The sequence below is a fragment of the Paenibacillus sp. SRL342 genome, assembly GCF_984798905.1.
Genome location: NZ_OZ481790.1, coordinates 2,336,940 through 2,356,351, shown reverse-complemented (window position 1 = coordinate 2,356,351; position 19,412 = coordinate 2,336,940). Strand labels below are relative to the sequence as shown.

The window sequence follows — 19,412 nt, the reverse complement described above, 5'->3', positions numbered from 1 at the left end:
CGTTTCTCCTCCTCTGGATGCGCTTTCGCTTATCCTTTAACAGCTCCTGCGGTCATGCCTTTCATAACCTGTTCCTGGAATATAAGATACAGAATAATGGTTGGAATGACCGACAGGGTCATGGCAGCAAGCGTTAATCCGTAATCCGTCTGATATCCATCCGCAAAGTTCGCAATGGCCAGCGGTAACGTTTTCAATCCGGTTTTGTTGATGAACACAAGCGCAAATGAAAAGTCATTCCACGCATGCAGGAAACTCAGGATCGTAACCGTGGACAACGCAGGGACGGACATCGGCAGCATAATTCGGGTAAATAGTCCCCACAGGCCTGTTCCATCAATAAAAGCCGCCTCTTCAATGTCACGTGGAACACTTGTCAGATAAGCCGTAAGCACAAAAATTGCCGTAGGCAGTGCAAAAGCCGTATAAGGTAATATTAAGGCCCAGTACGTATTTAACAAGGACATCTGTTTCATTAGAATAAATAAGGGGACAAGTGTACTATGGATCGGAATGAGCATGCCAACAACAAAGAAGGTCATGATTAACCCTTTCCAGCGAAACTGGAAACGAGCCAGGATGAATGAAGCCAGCGCTGCAATAAACAGCGTCAGAATAAGAGACCCCACCGATACGATTAGTGAATTGCCAAAAGCGGTCCCCAGCCTGGAGCTTTCCCATGCATTGCTGAAATTGGCAACATTCCAGTTTTCCGGCAGTCCAAAGGGACGGCTATAGAAATCTTCATTTGTTTTGAATGCACTAATTACGAGCCAGTAGAACGGATACAATGTTAAAATACCATAGACCGTTAGCAGCGTCCAAACAATTCCGCTACGTAGGCGACGAATCGGATGGCCCGAGCTGCTTCGTGGTGATGGCATGGATACAGGTGTCACGCGCATGATAGCCCCTCCTCTCTATTGATTCTCTTTTCGTTTGCGACTGGTTAACCACTGGCTTGTTCCGATCAGCAGTAACGAGATCAGTACGATGGTTGTTGAGATCGCACTACCAAAACCATATCGGTATGTTGTAAAGGTTGAATTGTACATATACGTTGCAAGCAGTTCCGTCGCATGTGCCGGACCACCCTTGGTCATGATGTAGACCAGATCGAATGATTTCAGACTACCCGAAATACATAGAATGATCGCAACCTGAACCGTACCCCAGATCATGGGCAATGAGACCGATACCAGCTTCCGGATTCCTGAAGCACCGTCTATTTTGGCAGCATCATGAATCTCGCCGGGAATATTTTGCAGTGCCGAGATAAAGATAATCAGATACAACCCAACAAAGCTCCAGAGCAGCGGTGGTACCAATGAGAAAATGGCAATCTTGTCATCGGACAGCCATTGCAGCTTCCAACTTTCCAGCCCCAGGGCGTCCAGCAGAAAGTTCAATATCCCGATCTGCGGATGATAGATATACTGCCAGATCATACCGATAACTACAGTGGATAACACCATCGGCAGAAATACGGCTGAGCGCAGAAACCGCTGTAATGGATTGCTTTTGTGTAAGATGACCGCCAGCATCAGCGCTAACGGAATCTGTCCAAACACCGATGCCAATACAAAAATAACGTTATTTTTCAGTGCCCGCCAAAACACAGGATCATGCCAGATCTCCACGTAATTATCCATACCAATGTATTTCGATGCGCCGATGCCGGACCAGTTGAAGAAACCGTAGTATGCCGACCATACGACCGGTACAAATACAAACAATGCATAAATGATGACTGCCGGGGCCAGCCCCAGCATAATAAAACGCCGACTTCGCAGTGCGTTCATCTGTTCACTTCCCCTCCTTGAATGCCTTTCTCAACTTGCAACTGACTATCTTATCCATACTTAAAACCCCTCCCCTGCCGGGAAGGGGTTTTAACGAATGGTTACTGACTAACTGCATTGGCTTGAGCCGCCTGAATTTTAGCTGCAATGTCTTCGGCCTTACCGCCCATAAGCAACTCTTGCAATGCATTATTAATAACCTCAACCGTTGCCGATCCCAGCTTGGAATCGTATACTGGCGTGATTTTCACTTCCTGCATCAGATCATATAATTCAACGAACAATGGATGTGCCTTGGTTTTGTCCAGATCAATCTTGTAACTCACCAATGTGCTGCTATCCAATGTGGCCTTCTGACCATCAGGTCCTGCCAGCGCGTAGAACAGCTCCATTGCTGCCTCTTTTTGTGCACCGCTCAGCTTTTTACTTACACCCAACCCGGTTCCTACTACACCGGATGTTGTTCTTGGTTCACCCTGACCTCCGTCCACTGGAGGAAGAATCGTAATATGGGTGTTGTTCAACACCTCTTCAGGTGCATTGTTCACCAGATTTGCCAAGGCCCATCCGCCGTTCATGACCATCGCTGCCTTACCTTGGAAATAAAGCTGCATCATCTGTGTCTCATCGATACTATTGAATCCATCCTGGAATGCCTTGGTGTTGCCAAGCTCCTGCATCTTGTTCAAGGCTTCAATAAATTGCGGATCGGTAAAGCTTGCACCCTCTTGTGCTGTCGCTTTCAGGAACCAGTCCGTGTCGGTAATCCGATCAGCCAGTGTACTGAATATCGTTGATTGAGCTACCCAGTTGGCTTTGTTGCCAAGTGCCATGGGAATGACTTTATTTTGATTAAAAGTAGCAATCGCTTGTTCCAGTTCCGCCCATGTCTCAGGCACTTTTACGTTGTACTGCTTGAAAAGAGCTTCATTGTAATAGATGAAGGAACTCGGCGCCAGATTCATGGGCACGGAGTAGATATTCCCGTCCACAGTGTATCCATCCAGTGCATTCGGGATAAAGTTGTCTTTCCACTCCGGCTTTGCGTCCAGCTCTGCATTAATGGGCTGTAACAGGTCACCTTTCACAAATTCCTTGGTCATGGCATCCGGCCACATCACGAACAGATCTGGCATCTCGTTAGCAGCTGCCACCGTACGAAGCCGGGTTTTGAGACCATCTGTTGGCAGACCTTCATCCACAACTTCAATATCTGGATGCGCCGCGCGAAAATCTTCAATTATTTTGCGCATCGCAACCGCCTTTGCATCCTGTCCGGTCCAGTTGTGCCAGAGTGTGACGGTTACTTTGTCATTGCCGCTGCCTCCTTCTGAAGTGTCTCCGCCAGCACAGCCAGCCAGAATAATGGAGAACAATGTTATTGCCAGGAAACCCGAAAGCCATTTTTTCAACATCTCTATAATCCCCCTCGGCGATTTGAATACACTTATTGTAAATGGTAACGCTATCATACCGTAAGGTGACGATCCACGGATGCAGGGGTGAAAAATATCGGTTCCCCTGTTTGGAATTTACTTTGCTGGCTTATTGTTCATAACATATAAAAAGAGCCCTCACAATGAGAGCTCTTTCTTGTTGCAGCCGTCGGTAGCTTCACCCCAGGCTATATATATTGAATAAGTGCTAAATCGTATTAAATATGGATTGCGTATTATTGGATACTGTTCTTCACCAGTTCTGCAAAAGCTTCGGACCCTTGCGTAGTGAGATGTACGCCATCTTTTTCAAAATATTCGTCATGTCCCTCACTTGCACTGTTCCAGTCAATCAACGAGACATTGGTGTATTTGGATGCTGCCTCATTCAACGCCCTGTTCACCGTTCGTTCCCACGGACGAGGTACGCGCACAGTAACCAGATATACCCGATCCTCATCCTTCAGATAATCAAGCACAGCATTCAAGTTTTTGGAGTTAAAGGAACCATTCGTCCCGAGCTCCAGCACCACTTTGCTGCCCATTTGGTTATTTTGCTTCAGACCTTCCAATACATCGCCTGCCTGCCACATCTGACGACCGACATGTCCGTCCACATACACTCCCGATATACTTTGCTCCAAGTACGGTTTTGCATCCAAAATCACCGAATCTCCAATGACGGTATAATGAACCTTGCCATCCTGGGCAGGAGGAGCCGTTTCTTCATTGTCCTGAGATGAATCAGGTGTGTCATCCGCATGATCTGTATCATCGAATTGATTCGCCCCGGCGTCATCCGGTATATCATTCTCGTTCGTCACGGATTCATCAGCCGGCTTATCTTCAGACTGACCGTCCTTGCCAGGATTCACTGAATTGTCTTGTTCGTCAGGTTTTGAATCTGGTGCAGGCTCTCCTGTTGGCTTCTCATTTTTCCCCGGATCATCTTTCGTTCCTGCTTCCAGTTTATGGGTATGAGCATCGTTCTTTTGGCCAGAGCCTGACGTTGCTGTAATAGCTGGCAACACATCCTGTCCCTGTTCCTCCGCTACGGAATTCTCTCCATTCAATGTGTTGGACATCGATACCGAATGGGAGTCGGAGTTCGCTGCATGTGAGACCATCATCTGAGATACCGTATAGGACAACAGCAGAATCGTCATCAACAGACCTGCACGCTTCCACCATACGTTACGTATACCGATCGATGACCGCCCTCTTCCCCATAATCGGGACCAAGAATCACGGAATCCATTGTACCGAATCGGATTTTCAATATATTTAAGGGACAATGAGGCCAGTACAACCGTTGCAGCAACCTGTAAAATGATTCGTACAGGATGTGCTCCTCCCGTATCCACCGCGGGATTGGTTAGCATAATAACAGGATAATGCCACAGATATAATCCGTAGGATCGCTCTCCGATCCAGCGTAATGGCTTCGCGCCAATGATACGTGCCAGGAGAGACGATGGGTGAGCCAACACCGCTACCAGCAACGTTGTTGCAATAGCCTGAAGCACCATGCCCCCTTGATACAGAAACGGATCATATTCACTGCTGTTCAGCATCATGTAGATTAACAAAGCAAGCGCAGCAAGTCCCGACACATCGAGCACAAGCCGGTTCATGCCAGACAGAGAGCTCGATAGCTTGCGACTAGGCCACACCACGGCAAGAGCAGCACCAGCAAGCAGTGCAAATGCCCGCGTGTCTGTTCCATAATATACACGGCTCGGGTCCAAATCCGGATTATACATGATGGCCATTGCGCCAGCAGATAATTCAGCTGCGACGACAATGAAAACGACCAGCCATCCCTTTCTTTTGAACACTACGATTGCTGCGATCAGTAGAAGAGGCCATATAAGATAAAATTGCTCTTCCACAGCCAGCGACCAGAAATGTCCAAACGGTGATGGAGGGCCAAAACTTTCGAAATAGGAAACGTTGTGAAAGATATACCACCAATTGCTTATGTATAATACACCCGAAACGATATCACCACGAAGCGCAGCAAGTCGGGATGGGTCTGTACAAGCTAACCAGATCATCACCACAGCTGTCATGGTCAGCATGCCTGGAAGCAAACGCCTTACCCGTCTTACCCAGAAATCACCGAGTGAAATGCGTCCATGTTCCTGCCACTGTGACACGAGAATATCTGTAATTAAATATCCCGAGAGAACAAAGAATATACCTACACCGAGCAGTCCGCCCGGAATAAAATCCAAATTCAGATGATACGCGATTACCGCAAGTACAGCGATGGCTCGCAAGCCGTCAAGTCCGTTCATATGTCTCTTACGATTTAACGATTGTGACATGCATGCCCCTCCTTGTTACTGTGAGTCAACAACATCGGTGTTGGGGGCATAAAGGAACTCCTGATCGTTCTGGTTGTCATTAACATACGTATTGCACCTTCCATCTTTCATTTACAACATTAGAAAAGCCTCTGTTTGAAGCACGATCCGATGATGCTACATTCTGTGTAAATTCTATAATCTTAAAGAAGACGAGTTGCCTGTCCATTAAGTTTAATTATTAAAATATTCTTTATATTCATTCGTGAGTTCACGTTTAGCATTATACGCCCGAAATAAGCCTCATACTTTACAGGAATAGTTACAAACGATTAAACCGATGTAACCTTTCCTGCCAGCTCATATAGCTGTAAAATCATACTCTAATTTTGTCGTTAAATATAGTACTTTTCATCGAGTGGCTAAAATTACCTGTCCCGCTTGCGCAAACCAGCATACCCACGCACACATCGATTGAAACAATTGAATTCATAACAAAAGGCTGCCGACTTGCTCAGCAGCCAATATCCATTATAAACCTATGTCAGACCGGATTGAAAGTTTTGCTCATAATTGCTTCTTCTTGCCTAGGACCCTAGAGGTGGAACGGGTGAATCTTTTCTTCTGTCCGCGCATCCATGATCCGGTATGCTGAACGCCCTGTGTACATTGGGATTTGCAACTTCTCCAGATCAACCATTCCATTCTCTAGAAAGTACTTCTGATCCTGATATCGCTGCAACACTTCCCCTGCAATCCATTCATGGTCACCATATGTCGTAATATCCATAACCTTGCATTCATAGGCAAAATAAGCGTCTGTCAAAATCGGTACACTTACCTTGATTCCTTCCTCATACGGAATGCCGAATCTTGTGAATTTATTCGTATCTCTTCCGCTGAACGTTCCTGCAGCTTGAATCCACTCCGAACGATGACCCGGCAGAAAATGAACACCGAATACGCCACTCTTCTCAATGAGTTCATAGGAGAATGTTTCCTTACGAAGGGAGATGCCATATACGCCTGGTGATGATCCGATGTATGTATGCCATCCAGACGCCATCACATTCTGAACTCCCTCATGACGTGAAGTCACCACCGCTACCATTCCAGGATAAGAATAAAATATGGGTTCTTCTATCGGCTGACGCATCTAATCCCCTCTCTTCTTCGTTATAAACACAACTTTAATTATAAAGTAAAGATGCTGGTTGAAAAAGCGCTTTGCAGAGGATTTCGCTATAAGCAACACACATCAACTATCATGTTATACTGAGATGGTCAATTTCTAAAAATACGATACTGGGAATGTGATAGGATATGGTCAAATCAGTCAAATATACCTCCTAAATAAAGACATTATTCAAATTTAGGAGGTTATAACTTATGTTTAATTCAATCGTGTTAGATCAGTGGGATCGAAAGCCATACTTTGACCACTACTTGAATCAGGTCAGATGTACCTACAGCATAACTGCTAATCTGGATATCACGCTATTGATCACCAAACTCAAGCTTAAAGGATTGAAGTTCTATCCCGCTCTTATTCATATGATCTCTACGGTCGTCAATGCACACAGGGAATTTCGAACCTGTTTTGATGCCGAGGGGAAATTGGGCTACTGGGACGAAATGTCTCCGAGTTATACGATTTTTCATGAGGACAACAAAAGTTTCTCAACGATCTGGACAGCATTCCATGAAGATTTCGAGACGTTCCACAATCGTTATCTGGAAGATATGAAGAATTACAAAGATCACAAACAATTTGTTGCCAAACCCAATGAACCGCCAAATACATTTCCCGTTTCCAGCATTCCCTGGGTGAACTTTACGGGATTTAATCTGAATATTTACAATGAGGGAACCTACTTGTTGCCTATTTTCACGATGGGAAAATATGTTCAACAAAACGATAACGTCTATCTTCCCTTATCTGTTCAGTTACACCACGCCGTGTGTGACGGCTACCATGCTGGCGTTTTATTTAATGAATTGCAATCACTTGCAGATCGATGCCAGGATTGGTGTTAGTTAGCTAAATGACAAAAAGGCATTCCTGACTTCGTAATGGAGTCAGGAATGCCTTTTCTTTTTTACTTTTTCCAAATGCTATTTAATTGCACTTACTGTACCCACAGTTGCTGCATGTTTTGCATCCTTCCACATTCATCAGGGATGCCGAGCCGCATGAAGGGCATAAATCTCTCGATTCGATAAAGCTTTTCTGATCCTCCACTTTGGGATACGTGCTCTCCACTTTGTTCTGTTCTTGTACTGCTCCAGTTTCGTTCTCCTGCACATTGCTCTGTACATGACTTTCCAATGCTTTGGCGACTGCATCAGCAATCGATTCAACCCGGTTGGCTCCGAAGCCAATCGCGCCCGAACCACCGATTCCCTTGAGATGTTTGATCAACAGTTCAACCTTGTGCCCATGATCTCCGTATCGAAGGAACAGAGAGCATACTCGACCGAGTGCTTCAGCCATCGCAAACACGTCCGAGCCCGCTTTGCCCACGTTCAGGAAGATCTCACCCGGCGTTCCCTCCAGATCATTGATCGTAATGTAAGCCATCCCAAATGGCGTATTGATTTTGTATGTCGCACCGCGCAGTACTTGAGGACGGTTTCTGTATTGTTTATCCAGCACTGTAGAAGAGGAAGGGGGTTGCTCGGAAGAATGCGTGCTAACACCATCCTGGCTATTGGAAGTTCTATCACTTGCCTGTACTTCAGCATTATTCGGGTTTTCTATTACAGATACGACTGTCTTCTCTTCAGCTTCCGCCGTGTTCTGATCTTCAGCCTGGGTCGCTTCCTTCTTCGACGTGGACAACACCTGCACATCCCTGCTGCCGTCGCGATATATCGTTACTCCCTTGCAGCCTAGGTCGAAGGCCAGTTCGTACAGCTCAGCCGTGTCCTCCACTGTAAAATCAGCCGGACAGTTTGCCGTTTTCGAGATCGAACTATCCACCCATTGCTGAATGGCAGCCTGCACCCGGATGTGATTTTCAGCCGACAGATCCATCGCCGTTACATAATAATCTGGTAAGGCTTCACCCGGATGTTCATCCAGCCAATCTTGTGCAATCGGTACGAACTGTTCATCATAACCTAGACGGCTTTGACGGAAATACTTGAAGGCGAAATACGGCTCAATACCTGTTGATGTGCCCACCATCGTACCTGTACTTCCCGTTGGCGCTTGTGTGATCAGTGTGACATTTCGAATGCCCTGTTTACGAATGGCCTCTCCCACTTCAGGGTACGTCGCCACCATATTTTTCATGAATCCACTCTTTAAATACGGTTCAGCTTCAAAAGCTGGGAAAGCTCCCTTCTCTGCTGCAATCTCTGCCGATGCCAGATAGGCCTCCTTCGCCATGAATCCATACAGTTTATCCAGAAAAACAAGAGATTCAGGACTGCCGTATCGAATACGCAGCTTAATCATCAGCTCTGCCAGTCCCATCGTGCCAAGCCCAACCCGGCGTTCACGTTGTTGATTCAGTCTATTTTCCTCAAAATGATATGGTGTTGCATCGATGACATTGTCCAAAAATCTAGCCGAGATGCGAGTGGTTTCCGCCAGTTCATCCCATGCCACATCATGATTTGTTTCATCGTAGAATTTGGACAGATTAATGGCAGACAGATTACATACACCCCAGGCAGGCAGACCCTGTTCCGCGCATGGATTAGTACAGATGATCGGGTTAAAGTACCAGCTGTTGGACATCTGGTTATAGTACTCCATGAATACCACACCAGGCTCTGCCGATTTCCAGGCTGATTCAATAATGGTATGCCAGATTTCGCGCGCCTTCAGTGTACGATAGTGCACCACCGAATGACCTGCTGCTTTCCATTGCTGCATATCCCCGTTCCACTCGGTGTCGTAGTCCGGATCGTTCGTATCGGGGAAAACCAAGTCCCAATCTCCATCCTGCTTGACAGCCTCCATAAATGTGTTGCTCACACATACAGACAGATTGGCATTGGTCACCTGCCCCATCGTTTGTTTCACGGTAATAAAATCAAGCACATCCGGATGCCAGTCATTCATCATGAGCATGAGCGCACCACGGCGGCTCCCACCCTGTTCAATCAGTCCAGTCGTATAACTGAACAATCCGCCCCACGATACGGAACCGCTGGATGATCCGTTGACACCTTTCACCACCGCTCGGCGAGGACGCAAAGAGGACAAATTAATGCCAACGCCTCCCCCACGTGCCATAATCTCCGTCATCTCGGTCAAAGTCTTCATGATGCCACCCCGACTGTCTTGCGGAGACGGAATGACATAACAATTGAAAAGTGTCAACTCATCGCTTGCCCCCGCACCGGCAGCAATGCGGCCTCCGGGTACTAACTTCCAATCTTCCAACACGGAGCGGAACTTGGACTCCCACGTTGCCCGCTGATCCGCTGTGGATTCGACAGAAGCCATCGCTTTGGCAAGACGGTCCCACATCTCTTCCGGTGTTTTTTCTATGTTGAGTGTCAATTTCTCCACGTTTGTCTCGATGATCTCTCCGCTTCGAGTCCTTACCTGTACAAGCTGACCCTGACGTTCTATGATTTCGCCCACTTCCTTGGTTGGGAACTTCGGATCATCCTTCGTTAATACCAATACCACATCTCCGACCTTGGCATGATTCGAATCGGCGTCCTTCCAGGCGTATCGGTCCAGAAATATTTTTTCGCTGAGTCCTTCTAATGGGTACGATCGTTGGTTCGATTTCATCGCTACGTTCAACCTCCCGAAATAGATCTCCATTTTCACTATAAGAGTAAATTATGATAAAACACCACATATAGTGATATAAAACCAGTATATTACACCATATATTGATTTTCCATAAGACTTTTATCACAGACTTTATTTTATAGACTCCCCTGCTCGGACAAACTTCTTCACACACCCTCATACGCATGAATACGATATCTGTGAATTTTTTGGCACACAAAAAATCTGGGGATAACAGCGATTGGAAGGTTGTTCTGTCATCGTAGTGTTCGTGCAAATAAACTGTAGTTCAACTTATATAGTTATGAACTGACTCTCATTCGTCCATACTATTACCTACGAATAAAACGTCATCACGTATGGCAGGGGAGGAAACACCATGAACCGGAAAAACCCGCACCACACGAATCAACCTGTAGCCGAGCTGCCCGTTCCGCTGGAATTTGATCGAAGCTGGATTAATCAATTGGAATCACGACTGGATAAAGGAGGTCCTTGGGGGGATTATCGACTCTTCCAACTGGGCATTCAAGCCGAAGAAACCAATCTGATTCCCAATTTTGACGAGATCCAGTGTTTGAAGCATCTACAAGGCCTTACTCCACTTCCTCATCAGATGGACACTGCACGCAGAGTATTATTTGAAATGTCAGGCCGGGCCATTCTCGCCGATGAGGTGGGTCTTGGCAAAACCATTGAAGCCGGTCTCATTCTGAAAGAATATATGGTTCGAGGTCTCGTATCCAAGGTACTCATTCTCGTGCCAGCGTCTCTTGTGCTGCAATGGGTACGGGAGTTGAATTCGAAATTTGGCATCCCTGCTATTGCCCAGAAAAAGGCCTATTCCTGGCAGAATGAAGTGGTTGTTGCTTCCATGGATACAGCCAAACGTGACCCGCACAAAGATATGCTGCTGAATACCGATTACGACATGATCATTATTGACGAGGCTCATAAGCTCAAAAACAAAAAAACAACCAACTATCAATTCATGCTGAAATTGCGCAAAAAGTATTGCCTGCTGCTCACAGCTACACCTGTGCAGAACGATATGAGTGAATTGTTCAATCTGATCAACCTGCTGAAGCCCGGTCAACTGGGTCGTCAGGGTGACTTTGCGGCCAACTTTGTTGTAGACAAGCGGGTTCCGAAAAATCAGGAACAGCTTAAGAACGAGTTATCCAAAGTCATGATTCGTAACCGCCGCGGCGAAGGCCCCGTTCAATTTACCAAACGGAACGTCTCCAACGTGAATCTGCAATTATCGCCCGAAGAACAAGCGCTTTATGATGGTGTGACTTCCTTTGTCAAAGACCAGTACCAGGAAGCTGGCGGCAATCTGAGCAGCATGCTCTCCCTTGTTACATTGCAGCGTGAAGTGTGCAGCAGTCGGGATGCTGTATTTGTGACGCTGGTTAATCTGTCGAAGAAACTTCCGCTGGACTCTCCCCTTCGGGACAAGATTTGGGAACTCGTTGCCCATATTAAAGCGATCAAGGAAAATACCAAAGCCGAGAAAACAATGGAACTGATTCGGAACATGAATGAAAAAGTAATCATCTTCACCGAATACCGGGCCACGCAGGAGTATCTGCTAAACTATTTCCGCAACAATGGGCTTACGGCTGTACCCTATCGGGGTGGTATGAATCGTGGCAAAAAAGACTGGATGATGGATCTCTTCCGCGGGCGTGTGCAGGCCATGATTGCAACCGAAGCGGGTGGTGAAGGCATCAATTTGCAATTTTGCCATCATATGATCAACTTTGATCTGCCTTGGAACCCTATGCGGGTAGAGCAGCGGATCGGCCGGGTACACCGGCTTGGGCAGCAAAATGACGTGAACATCTTCAATTTATCTACGACCGGAACCATTGAGGAACATATTCTGAGTCTGCTGCATGAGAAGATCAATATGTTTGAAATGGTGATCGGCGGGCTGGATGTCATTCTCGAACGGCTGGAGAAAAAGGAGTCTATTGAGAAAAGTTTGTACAAAATCATATTGGAATCACAAACTGATGAAGATATTCGCAGTAAAATGGACTCACTTGGACAATCGCTGAACTCCATTCAACGTGAGGTTGCCGATGAAGGCCCTGACGTATCCGGGTTGTTAGATCTTCGCAAAGGAGGTAGCTAACTCATGACCATGTCTCCCCATGAAGTGCAGGCATATGTTCTCACCTATCTGGAAGCACTCGATTGTCAGATTATGGAGAGTTCCCCTGCCCATGTTACAGTCAAACTCTCGCCTGAGGCGGACAAAGCGTTGACCAATCGCCCCTATTATTGGGGGTTCGTGGAACGAACCGGAGCACCCGCTGAGACGATGTCCTTTACATTTATATTTGATCCTGACAGGTATCAGCAGGCCATTGAAGCAGCAGAAGCCAAAGCTGCGCAAGCATCACCTCCTGTTGTGCCTAACCCTGCTGAAACGAATGGCATAACCAACGGCAGTCCTCAAGGCGAGCCACCAAAAGAAACTATTCTAGGCCGTTACTTCGGTATTACGCCATCACTGCCACAGCTGGGGCCAGGACGAATATTACGTGAAGAAGTGGTGTACGGCAGTCGCAGACTCCAGCAGATTTTCGGCGCTGCCCGTGAAGGCGGTGCCTTCGTGAATCTGTTCGAACAGGCTGCCAAACGGCAATTGCGGGCTACAGCGCCAGCCGTATATGAGCCTTGGCTTGGTGTGTGTTTCAAGGTGGAATTCGCCTGTGATTTGAAACGGGAGGAATTGCATTTTCTCGGCATCTCCCTACGCTCGGGTGAAATTATAGAGAAATTCGGCACCAAGCTGAACCGACGTGATCTCAGTCCAAGACTTGCGGAGAACATGCATGTGCAGACAGCTAAAGTTTCGATATTTGACGCCGGAGCTGCTCTGGAATCTCATTTGACAAACCGCTTGCTGGAACTCGATTATAGCTGGGCCGAGAAAGCCCAAGAGCGGCTTGATCTGGAGCTGGACGTGTTGGACACCTACTATGAAGCAGTACTCCGAGAAGATACGCCTGAGGTAGAATCACCAGGTAAGACAACCTCAGACACGGAGAATGTCCATTCTAACCGCACGCCACCTGTACCACTGAAAAAAGTTCTGGATATCACTAACGCTAAACCCATTGGAGCAGATGTAGAACTGGCGGCAGAAACCGCAGTACCGATCGACTCCGAGACAGATGCCGAAGAAGAGAAAACAAAACAGGCGGTAATAGATCGTGAAGCTATGAAATTGCAGTATGAGACACGCCGGACCGAGATGATCTGGCAATATGAACCCAAAGTGAAAGTGACTGCCATTAGCAGCGGTATGTTTCACTTAAGATAGACGAAGACACTACTTTTCCTGCAAATGCTGGCAAAAGTAGTGTTTATTCATGATCAGCTGCCCGACAGGTTGCGGCAACCTTTGCATAGCCTGTCCCCTAGAATGAAACTAGGAGCCGCTCAGGTAACGGATAAATGAAAAGTAGGTGTAAATTTGAAACGATTCTTTCATACGTGTTGGAACAACGCTCGGAAAACAACCTGTATAACCTTGGGCTTGCTCAGTTGTCTTGCCCTATTCTCTTTTTGGTCGATAGCCAATGCAGAGGAACAAGAAACGTCTTCACTGTCCCCCGCATCATCAACAGAGTATAGTCCCGAACATCTTGCCGTTGAGAATGACAAATTAGCTCCCGCTGCTGTACAACGGTTTGCAGAGCAACAAGCTGTTGCACTTGGCTCAGTTGATACCGAAGCGCATTGGAAGAACGCCGACCTGGACTTCTACCCTCTGGGTCCGGGTACACATAGCTGGCTCGTTCAAGCTGAGTTTGAAGGCAAACCGATCGGATATATGATTATTACAGTCACAGAGCAGGGTCAGATGATGCTTAGTGAATATGGTCATGGAGAACAGTCACCATACAACAATGAACTTCTTGGACAAGCCTTGGATCGACAACATGTGAACCTTGAGGCATTACTTGCTGGCGGAGGAGAGCTTCATCTTGGTTATACTCTTCCCCTGCTGGCTTATTGGAAAGTGGAACAACCTAACCATCCTGCACTTTATATTGATGCTACGAACGGAGATTTACTACCGTCAGAGTTCCTGAACCTGCTGGAGGCTGATTCCAAACAGACCTCTGTCAGCATAACTGATTTATCCACAACACCATCTTTATCAGTCGACCCACTTCATCTCCGACCCGTCTTTAATCCGACTGACAATCTGTTGTGGATTACCTCCAAGCCTGTTGATGCCGACCGGGCAAAAGATGTGATACAACACGGGGAGAATCAAGAGATTGTTTTCTCAGCGGGTGATCGTAACGTTGTATATGGCGGTCCTCTACCTGTTAGCGGGTATCAGCTGTGGCATACTGATCAGGTAGCAGAGTCTATTCTATATGTAGCGCTAGGTGGAAAATCATCCATTCAACGATTTGTCCCTTTGAGCACATTGCAGCAAGATGGCCATTTTTACATCGTAAATCCTTGATCATCAGCTAACTCTTAAGATACAGTCCAGTCAGATAAACTGTTAAACAACAAATAAGACGCCTTCCCATTATATTAAGGGATTGCGTCTTTTGGTTTTACATTAGTGAAATAGGTAAGCTATGGTCACCCTTTGCCCGAAGAACTTCGTTTATGAGACTTTGTATCGAATTCTTTTTCCTTTTTCCCCACCCACAGGGATACAGCGAAAGGGATCATACCAAACCACTTCATCGCCCACGGCTCTTTCCTTTTGGTGCGACCTTTCCGCTCATCCTTCGGTGTATCGATATAATGAACAACACGCTGCGTAATGTATTTTACCAATTCATCACTTTTGGCCATAATTCTGCCTCCTTCGCTCCTGCACATTTGCGGAGCTTACGATAGTTCTATTGTGTGCAGGATGTGGACTGGTTAAACATTTTTTTATTTAAAGAAGTATGAAAACCCTCAGAATGCACAGTCTAATGCCAAAGGTATCCATCGAGTCACTAATCTGAAATTCGATACCTATTCCATGAAGGAGTGTGTATTCCCATGTATAAGCTGCTGACCGCTTCGGTAGCCTTGCTAATCAGCTTCCATTGCCTTCTCATGCTGCCCCATGTGGCTTATGGAAAAGCAGCCCCGTCCCAGAACAGTCCATCCATGCTACCAGTGACCGATGGAGATGCATATCGCTCAAGTCATCATGCCTTTGCAGCACCGGTTATCCTGCTCGATGTAGGCCATGGCGGTATTGACGGTGGTACGTCAGCCCAAGGTGTGTTGGAAAAAGATATCAACCTGGCCATTAGCCAAAAGGTCTATCTGCTGCTTCGCAGCAAAGGTTATGCCGTTATCATCAATCGACTTGGTGATTATGCACTTAGTGATGAGAACCGCTGGCTGAACAACCGCTCCCGTCATACCAGAGATCTTGCCCAACGTAAAAGCCTTAGCGAAGAAGTAAGTACAGATATCGTGGTCAGCATTCATGCGAACTGGAGTCCCCGATCGAATGTACACGGCCCGGTGGTACTACACCAGAAGGAAGGCAGGAGTTATTTGCTGGCCCAATCCATTCAGGATGCCATGAACAAGTTGTACGGAACGGAGCACAGGATCGTATGGGGCAAGCCCTTTTATTTATTGAATTACGTGAAACAACCTGCCGTTATCGTCGAAACCGGATTTTTGAGCAATGCGACAGATCGAGCCAGAATGAGTGATCCCGCTGAGCAAAAACGAATCGCCCAGTCCATTGCCGATGGCATTATTTATTATCTGTCGGTAGTGTAGGAGCAGAATGCCATTGCCACACATCTCGAACCAGATCACCGATTCCCACAAATTGAACCTGATTTTGCAGACGGGAGACGGATTCACGAATGACTGCGGATGTGTTCATCCCCGAATGACCGACATGACCAATGACAACACAGATATTCTTATCGATCGCACGCTGAGCAGCCAGATCCAGTTGTTTGCGAATGTGTTGCTTAGAGTTTTGATCATCCAAGAAAATGTCATTACCTACAGGTGGCATATTTTTGGATACGGCCAGTTCCCCCACCACGGAGCGAAAGTTCGTACGGCTGTCTACAAAGAAGAGGCCCCGCTCCTTGCATACATCGAGTACAATGGACATGATGCGTTTGTCCGAAGTAATTTTGGAACCCATATGATTGTTCATGCCAATGGCGTGGGGCACATCATCAATCGCTTTCTCCACGCGTGAGCGGACTTCTTCATCTGTTAGACTGGATGTGATTGCACCCGGGCCCAGCCATTCAGGTCGTCCTTTCTTGGGTTCCATGGGCATATGCACAATCACATCCATCCCCTTTTCATGTGCAGCTATCGCATCTTTCTTCGTTGTTGGCAAAAAAGGCATGACCGCTACCGTTAATTTAACTGGCATCGCCAGGATTTCTGCCGTACCCCTCATGTCATTACCAACATCATCGATGATAATCGCTAACCGTTTGTCATTCGATGGGGACTCTGAAGCTGCCGCTGTAGGCCCTCCTGCCGATATGCCTGCGTAAAACACAATCAAAAATGCCATGATACCTACAATGAATCCATAATTCTTTCTCTGTTCCTTCATCATGATTCCTCCCCGTAACTTCTGTGATCTCATTGTTTGATAATGAAGGGAGGATTATGTAAGCCAAAGCCTTCCTTAATAACAATATCCCCGCCATTGGAGACCTCTGTCTCAAGCGAAGATCCCCATCATTCCCGTTTTCTCCTTTGCATTCAGACAAAAACTGTCATTGAACAGTTAGAGAATAGAGATTAATTAGAAAAAATACTGTAATTTGTCAGGTTTTCAGTTTAGGAATTATTTAGTAGAATCAACAAATGAAAGAGGTTATGTGCTGCATTTCTTTCCTATGATTTATGGAAGGAGGTTTTGAAAGGGTTTACATAAAATAAATGCCAGACAATCCGCTATTCTTGTTTGTTATCCCTGGTCGCGGTTTCTCTATGTAACCATTTACTATTATCGAGGAGGATGAAAGTAGTGAAATTCAAACTAAAAAAGACGATTAATGTTCTTTTGGCCTGTTTAACAGCTCTGCCTTTGATGTTAACCCCGACAAATGTGTCAGCAGCCAGCGATGCCAACATTAATTTGTCCTCGGAAAAACAGCTAATCAAGGGCTTTGGAGGCATTAACCTTCCTGCCTGGATTGGTGATCTGACTCCCGCTCAACGTGAAACTGCTTTTGGTAATGATCAGAATCAGTTAGGCTTCTCAATTCTCAGGATTTACGTCGATCCAGATTCTAATAACTGGTACCGTGAAGTTGCCACAGCCAAACGGGCTATCGAAAAGGGTGCTATCGTATTCGCATCCCCATGGAATCCTCCAAGCAGCATGGTTGAAACGTTCAACCACAATGGAGACACAAATGCCAAACGCCTGAAATACGACAAATATGCCGCCTATGCGCAACATCTGAACGACTTTGTAACCTACATGAAAAATAACGGCGTAGATTTATATTCCATTTCTGTGCAAAATGAACCGGATTATGCTCATGACTGGACCTGGTGGACTCCACAAGAGATCCTTCGATTCATGAAAGAAAATGCCGGGTCCATTCAAGGTACCAAAGTCATGGCGCCTGAATCCTTCCAGTACTTAAAGAACATATCCGACCCAATCCTGAATGATCCGCAGGCGCTTGCCAACATGGACATTCTGGGAGCGCATACGTATGGAACACAGATTTCGAATTTTGCCTACCCTCTCTTTAAGCAAAAAGGAGCCGGTAAAGAACTGTGGATGACTGAGGTGTATGTTCCAAACAGTGATAACAACTCAGCAGACCGCTGGCCTGAAGCATTAGACGTTTCCTATCACATGCACAATGCCATGGTAGAAGGTGATTTCCAGGCCTATGTGTGGTGGTACATCCGCAGACAGTATGGTCCGATGAAAGAGGACGGTACCATAAGCAAACGCGGGTATAATATGGCTCATTTCTCTAAATTCGTTCGTCCAGGCTACCTGCGAGTCGATGCAACGAAAAATCCGGATACGAACACATTTGTCTCAGCCTATAAAGGTGATAACAAAGTCGTCGTTGTGGCAATTAACCGTGGAACTTCAGCCACAAGCCAAAAATTCGTTCTGCAGAATGGTAATGCCTCCACTGTGTCCTCATGGATTACAGACAGCGGTCGAAACTTGGCAAGCGGAACCCCGCTTACTGTATCCAATGGAGCCTTCACGGCACAGCTCCCACCTCAGAGCGTAACAACGTTTGTTGCCAACGTTACTGGCGGTAATAGCGGCGGGAATACAGGCAGTGGCACTACGTATGAAGCAGAGACCGGAACCTCACTTACGGAAGCTGCCATTGAAACAATCTACCCCGGTTACACTGGCTCCGGGTATGTTAACTTCAATGCGATGACTGGTTCGACCATTCAATGGAACGGCATTAATAACACTACAACAAGTACCAAAAACGTAAAGTTTCGTTATGCGCTGGAAAGCGGCACTCGGAACCTCGACATTTTTGTGAACGGAACCAAAGTCATCAGCAACGAGCCCTTTCCAGCTACGGGAAGCTGGTCCACTTGGGTTGAAAAAACAATACAGGTCCCCATGAACACGGGGACCAATACATTGAAAGTGGTTACCACTGGATCGGAAGGACCGAATATTGATAGCGTTAATGTTACCGCAGCACAATAAACGTTCCGTATGGCTGATGGAAGACATTTGCTGAACGTGCAGCTAAGCACTAACCTCTTGGATACTCGAGTCTAAAGTTAGTGTTATATCAAAAAATGCAAAAAAATACTCCTTAAGCGTTAACTTAAGGAGTATTTTTATTAGATGCGGTCGAGAGGACTCGAACCTCCACGGGGGGTTAGCCCACACGGACCTGAACCGTGCGCGTCTGCCAATTCCGCCACGACCGCATATTGTATCTCCGTGATCAATATCGGCGACAAGAAGTAATATATCATGTGGAATCTATCATGTCAACAATGAAAATAATTACAATAAAGCCCGAATCGAAACAGACGTCCATTTCGATTCGGGCTTTACCTTTAACTGCTAATAGTTTGGTTCATTATAACGGAAACATAA

At 46.4% G+C, this 19,412-nt stretch carries 14 protein-coding genes and 1 tRNA gene; 6 read left to right on the top strand and 9 right to left on the bottom strand.

The features are described from left to right. Positions 1–29 precede the first annotated feature (29 nt). From AC4E8D_RS10910 to AC4E8D_RS10890, 5 genes are all read right to left on the bottom strand, one after another. Positions 30–884, bottom strand: coding sequence for a carbohydrate ABC transporter permease (locus AC4E8D_RS10910; RefSeq protein WP_164783106.1), 855 nt, complete (start codon positions 882–884; stop codon positions 30–32). 36 nt (positions 885–920) lie between these two features. Then, entirely contained in the window at positions 921–1,802 is an 882-nt protein-coding gene (locus AC4E8D_RS10905; protein WP_221823414.1) for a carbohydrate ABC transporter permease, read from the bottom strand. A gap of 101 nt (positions 1,803–1,903) precedes the next feature. Beyond that, positions 1,904–3,217, bottom strand: coding sequence for an extracellular solute-binding protein (locus AC4E8D_RS10900; RefSeq protein ID WP_221823412.1), 1,314 nt, complete (start codon positions 3,215–3,217; stop codon positions 1,904–1,906). Positions 3,218–3,474: 257 nt separating this feature from the next. Beyond that, the gene (locus AC4E8D_RS10895) at positions 3,475–5,568 is read right to left on the bottom strand and encodes an acyltransferase family protein (protein ID WP_221823409.1); all 2,094 of its coding nucleotides are present in this window, start codon (positions 5,566–5,568) and stop codon (positions 3,475–3,477) included. A 574-nt stretch (positions 5,569–6,142) separates the two neighbouring features. Next, complete coding sequence (locus tag AC4E8D_RS10890) at positions 6,143–6,703, bottom strand: flavin reductase family protein (protein ID WP_221823407.1); 561 nt, start codon at positions 6,701–6,703, stop codon at positions 6,143–6,145. 233 nt (positions 6,704–6,936) lie between these two features. Between AC4E8D_RS10890 and catA the strand changes: the two genes are divergently transcribed. Then, positions 6,937–7,584: a type A chloramphenicol O-acetyltransferase gene (gene catA / locus AC4E8D_RS10885; RefSeq protein ID WP_221823405.1), complete on the top strand. Its 648-nt coding sequence runs from the start codon at positions 6,937–6,939 to the stop codon at positions 7,582–7,584. Positions 7,585–7,666: 82 nt separating this feature from the next. Here the strand turns inward: catA and AC4E8D_RS10880 are convergent, their stop codons facing one another. Further along, positions 7,667–10,306 carry an adenosylcobalamin-dependent ribonucleoside-diphosphate reductase gene (locus AC4E8D_RS10880; protein ID WP_339307807.1) on the bottom strand — a complete coding sequence of 880 codons (2,640 nt, stop codon included), beginning with the start codon at positions 10,304–10,306 and terminating at the stop codon, positions 7,667–7,669. Positions 10,307–10,688: 382 nt separating this feature from the next. On the opposite strand from AC4E8D_RS10880, the gene AC4E8D_RS10875 reads away from it, so the two are divergent. From AC4E8D_RS10875 to AC4E8D_RS10865, 3 genes are all read left to right on the top strand, one after another. Beyond that, positions 10,689–12,452, top strand: coding sequence for a DEAD/DEAH box helicase (locus AC4E8D_RS10875; RefSeq protein ID WP_339307805.1), 1,764 nt, complete (start codon positions 10,689–10,691; stop codon positions 12,450–12,452). A 3-nt stretch (positions 12,453–12,455) separates the two neighbouring features. Beyond that, on the top strand, positions 12,456–13,649 hold the full coding sequence (locus AC4E8D_RS10870) for a YqhG family protein (RefSeq protein WP_490206217.1): 1,194 nt from the start codon (positions 12,456–12,458) through the stop codon (positions 13,647–13,649). 210 nt (positions 13,650–13,859) lie between these two features. Further along, positions 13,860–14,810: a hypothetical protein gene (locus AC4E8D_RS10865; RefSeq protein WP_339307801.1), complete on the top strand. Its 951-nt coding sequence runs from the start codon at positions 13,860–13,862 to the stop codon at positions 14,808–14,810. A gap of 125 nt (positions 14,811–14,935) precedes the next feature. Here the strand turns inward: AC4E8D_RS10865 and AC4E8D_RS10860 are convergent, their stop codons facing one another. Further along, positions 14,936–15,154: a YqzE family protein gene (locus AC4E8D_RS10860; RefSeq protein ID WP_221823397.1), complete on the bottom strand. Its 219-nt coding sequence runs from the start codon at positions 15,152–15,154 to the stop codon at positions 14,936–14,938. 195 nt (positions 15,155–15,349) lie between these two features. On the opposite strand from AC4E8D_RS10860, the gene AC4E8D_RS10855 reads away from it, so the two are divergent. Continuing rightward, a complete protein-coding gene (locus AC4E8D_RS10855; protein WP_339307799.1) occupies positions 15,350–16,093 on the top strand; it encodes an N-acetylmuramoyl-L-alanine amidase family protein in 744 nt (247 codons plus the stop codon). Here the strand turns inward: AC4E8D_RS10855 and AC4E8D_RS10850 are convergent. Then, complete coding sequence (locus tag AC4E8D_RS10850) at positions 16,068–16,862, bottom strand: divergent polysaccharide deacetylase family protein (protein WP_397376285.1); 795 nt, start codon at positions 16,860–16,862, stop codon at positions 16,068–16,070. The genes AC4E8D_RS10855 and AC4E8D_RS10850 overlap by 26 nt on opposite strands. A 453-nt stretch (positions 16,863–17,315) precedes the next feature. Here AC4E8D_RS10850 and xynC point away from each other — a divergent pair, with 453 nt between their 5' ends. Continuing rightward, complete coding sequence (gene xynC / locus AC4E8D_RS10845; RefSeq protein WP_260632896.1) at positions 17,316–19,010, top strand: glucuronoarabinoxylan endo-1,4-beta-xylanase XynC; 1,695 nt, start codon at positions 17,316–17,318, stop codon at positions 19,008–19,010. A 145-nt stretch (positions 19,011–19,155) separates the two neighbouring features. Here the strand turns inward: xynC and AC4E8D_RS10840 are convergent. Continuing rightward, a tRNA-Leu gene (locus AC4E8D_RS10840) sits at positions 19,156–19,240 on the bottom strand. Positions 19,241–19,412: the final 172 nt, after the last annotated feature.

Bases quoted from the DNA above. Each gene is read 5' to 3' on its own strand.
- AC4E8D_RS10900 (WP_221823412.1), bottom strand. From the start codon at position 3,217: ATGTTGAAAAAATGGCTTTCGGGTTTCCTGGCAATAACATTGTTCTCC.
- xynC (WP_260632896.1), top strand. From the start codon at position 17,316: ATGAAAGTAGTGAAATTCAAACTAAAAAAGACGATTAATGTTCTTTTG.
- AC4E8D_RS10855 (WP_339307799.1), top strand. From the start codon at position 15,350: ATGTATAAGCTGCTGACCGCTTCGGTAGCCTTGCTAATCAGCTTCCAT.
- AC4E8D_RS10850 (WP_397376285.1), bottom strand. From the start codon at position 16,862: ATGGCATTTTTGATTGTGTTTTACGCAGGCATATCGGCAGGAGGGCCT.
- AC4E8D_RS10860 (WP_221823397.1), bottom strand. From the start codon at position 15,154: ATGGCCAAAAGTGATGAATTGGTAAAATACATTACGCAGCGTGTTGTT.
- AC4E8D_RS10890 (WP_221823407.1), bottom strand. From the start codon at position 6,703: ATGCGTCAGCCGATAGAAGAACCCATATTTTATTCTTATCCTGGAATG.
- AC4E8D_RS10895 (WP_221823409.1), bottom strand. From the start codon at position 5,568: ATGTCACAATCGTTAAATCGTAAGAGACATATGAACGGACTTGACGGC.
- AC4E8D_RS10905 (WP_221823414.1), bottom strand. From the start codon at position 1,802: ATGAACGCACTGCGAAGTCGGCGTTTTATTATGCTGGGGCTGGCCCCG.
- catA (WP_221823405.1), top strand. From the start codon at position 6,937: ATGTTTAATTCAATCGTGTTAGATCAGTGGGATCGAAAGCCATACTTT.
- AC4E8D_RS10870 (WP_490206217.1), top strand. From the start codon at position 12,456: ATGACCATGTCTCCCCATGAAGTGCAGGCATATGTTCTCACCTATCTG.
- AC4E8D_RS10875 (WP_339307805.1), top strand. From the start codon at position 10,689: ATGAACCGGAAAAACCCGCACCACACGAATCAACCTGTAGCCGAGCTG.
- AC4E8D_RS10910 (WP_164783106.1), bottom strand. From the start codon at position 884: ATGCCATCACCACGAAGCAGCTCGGGCCATCCGATTCGTCGCCTACGT.
- AC4E8D_RS10880 (WP_339307807.1), bottom strand. From the start codon at position 10,306: ATGAAATCGAACCAACGATCGTACCCATTAGAAGGACTCAGCGAAAAA.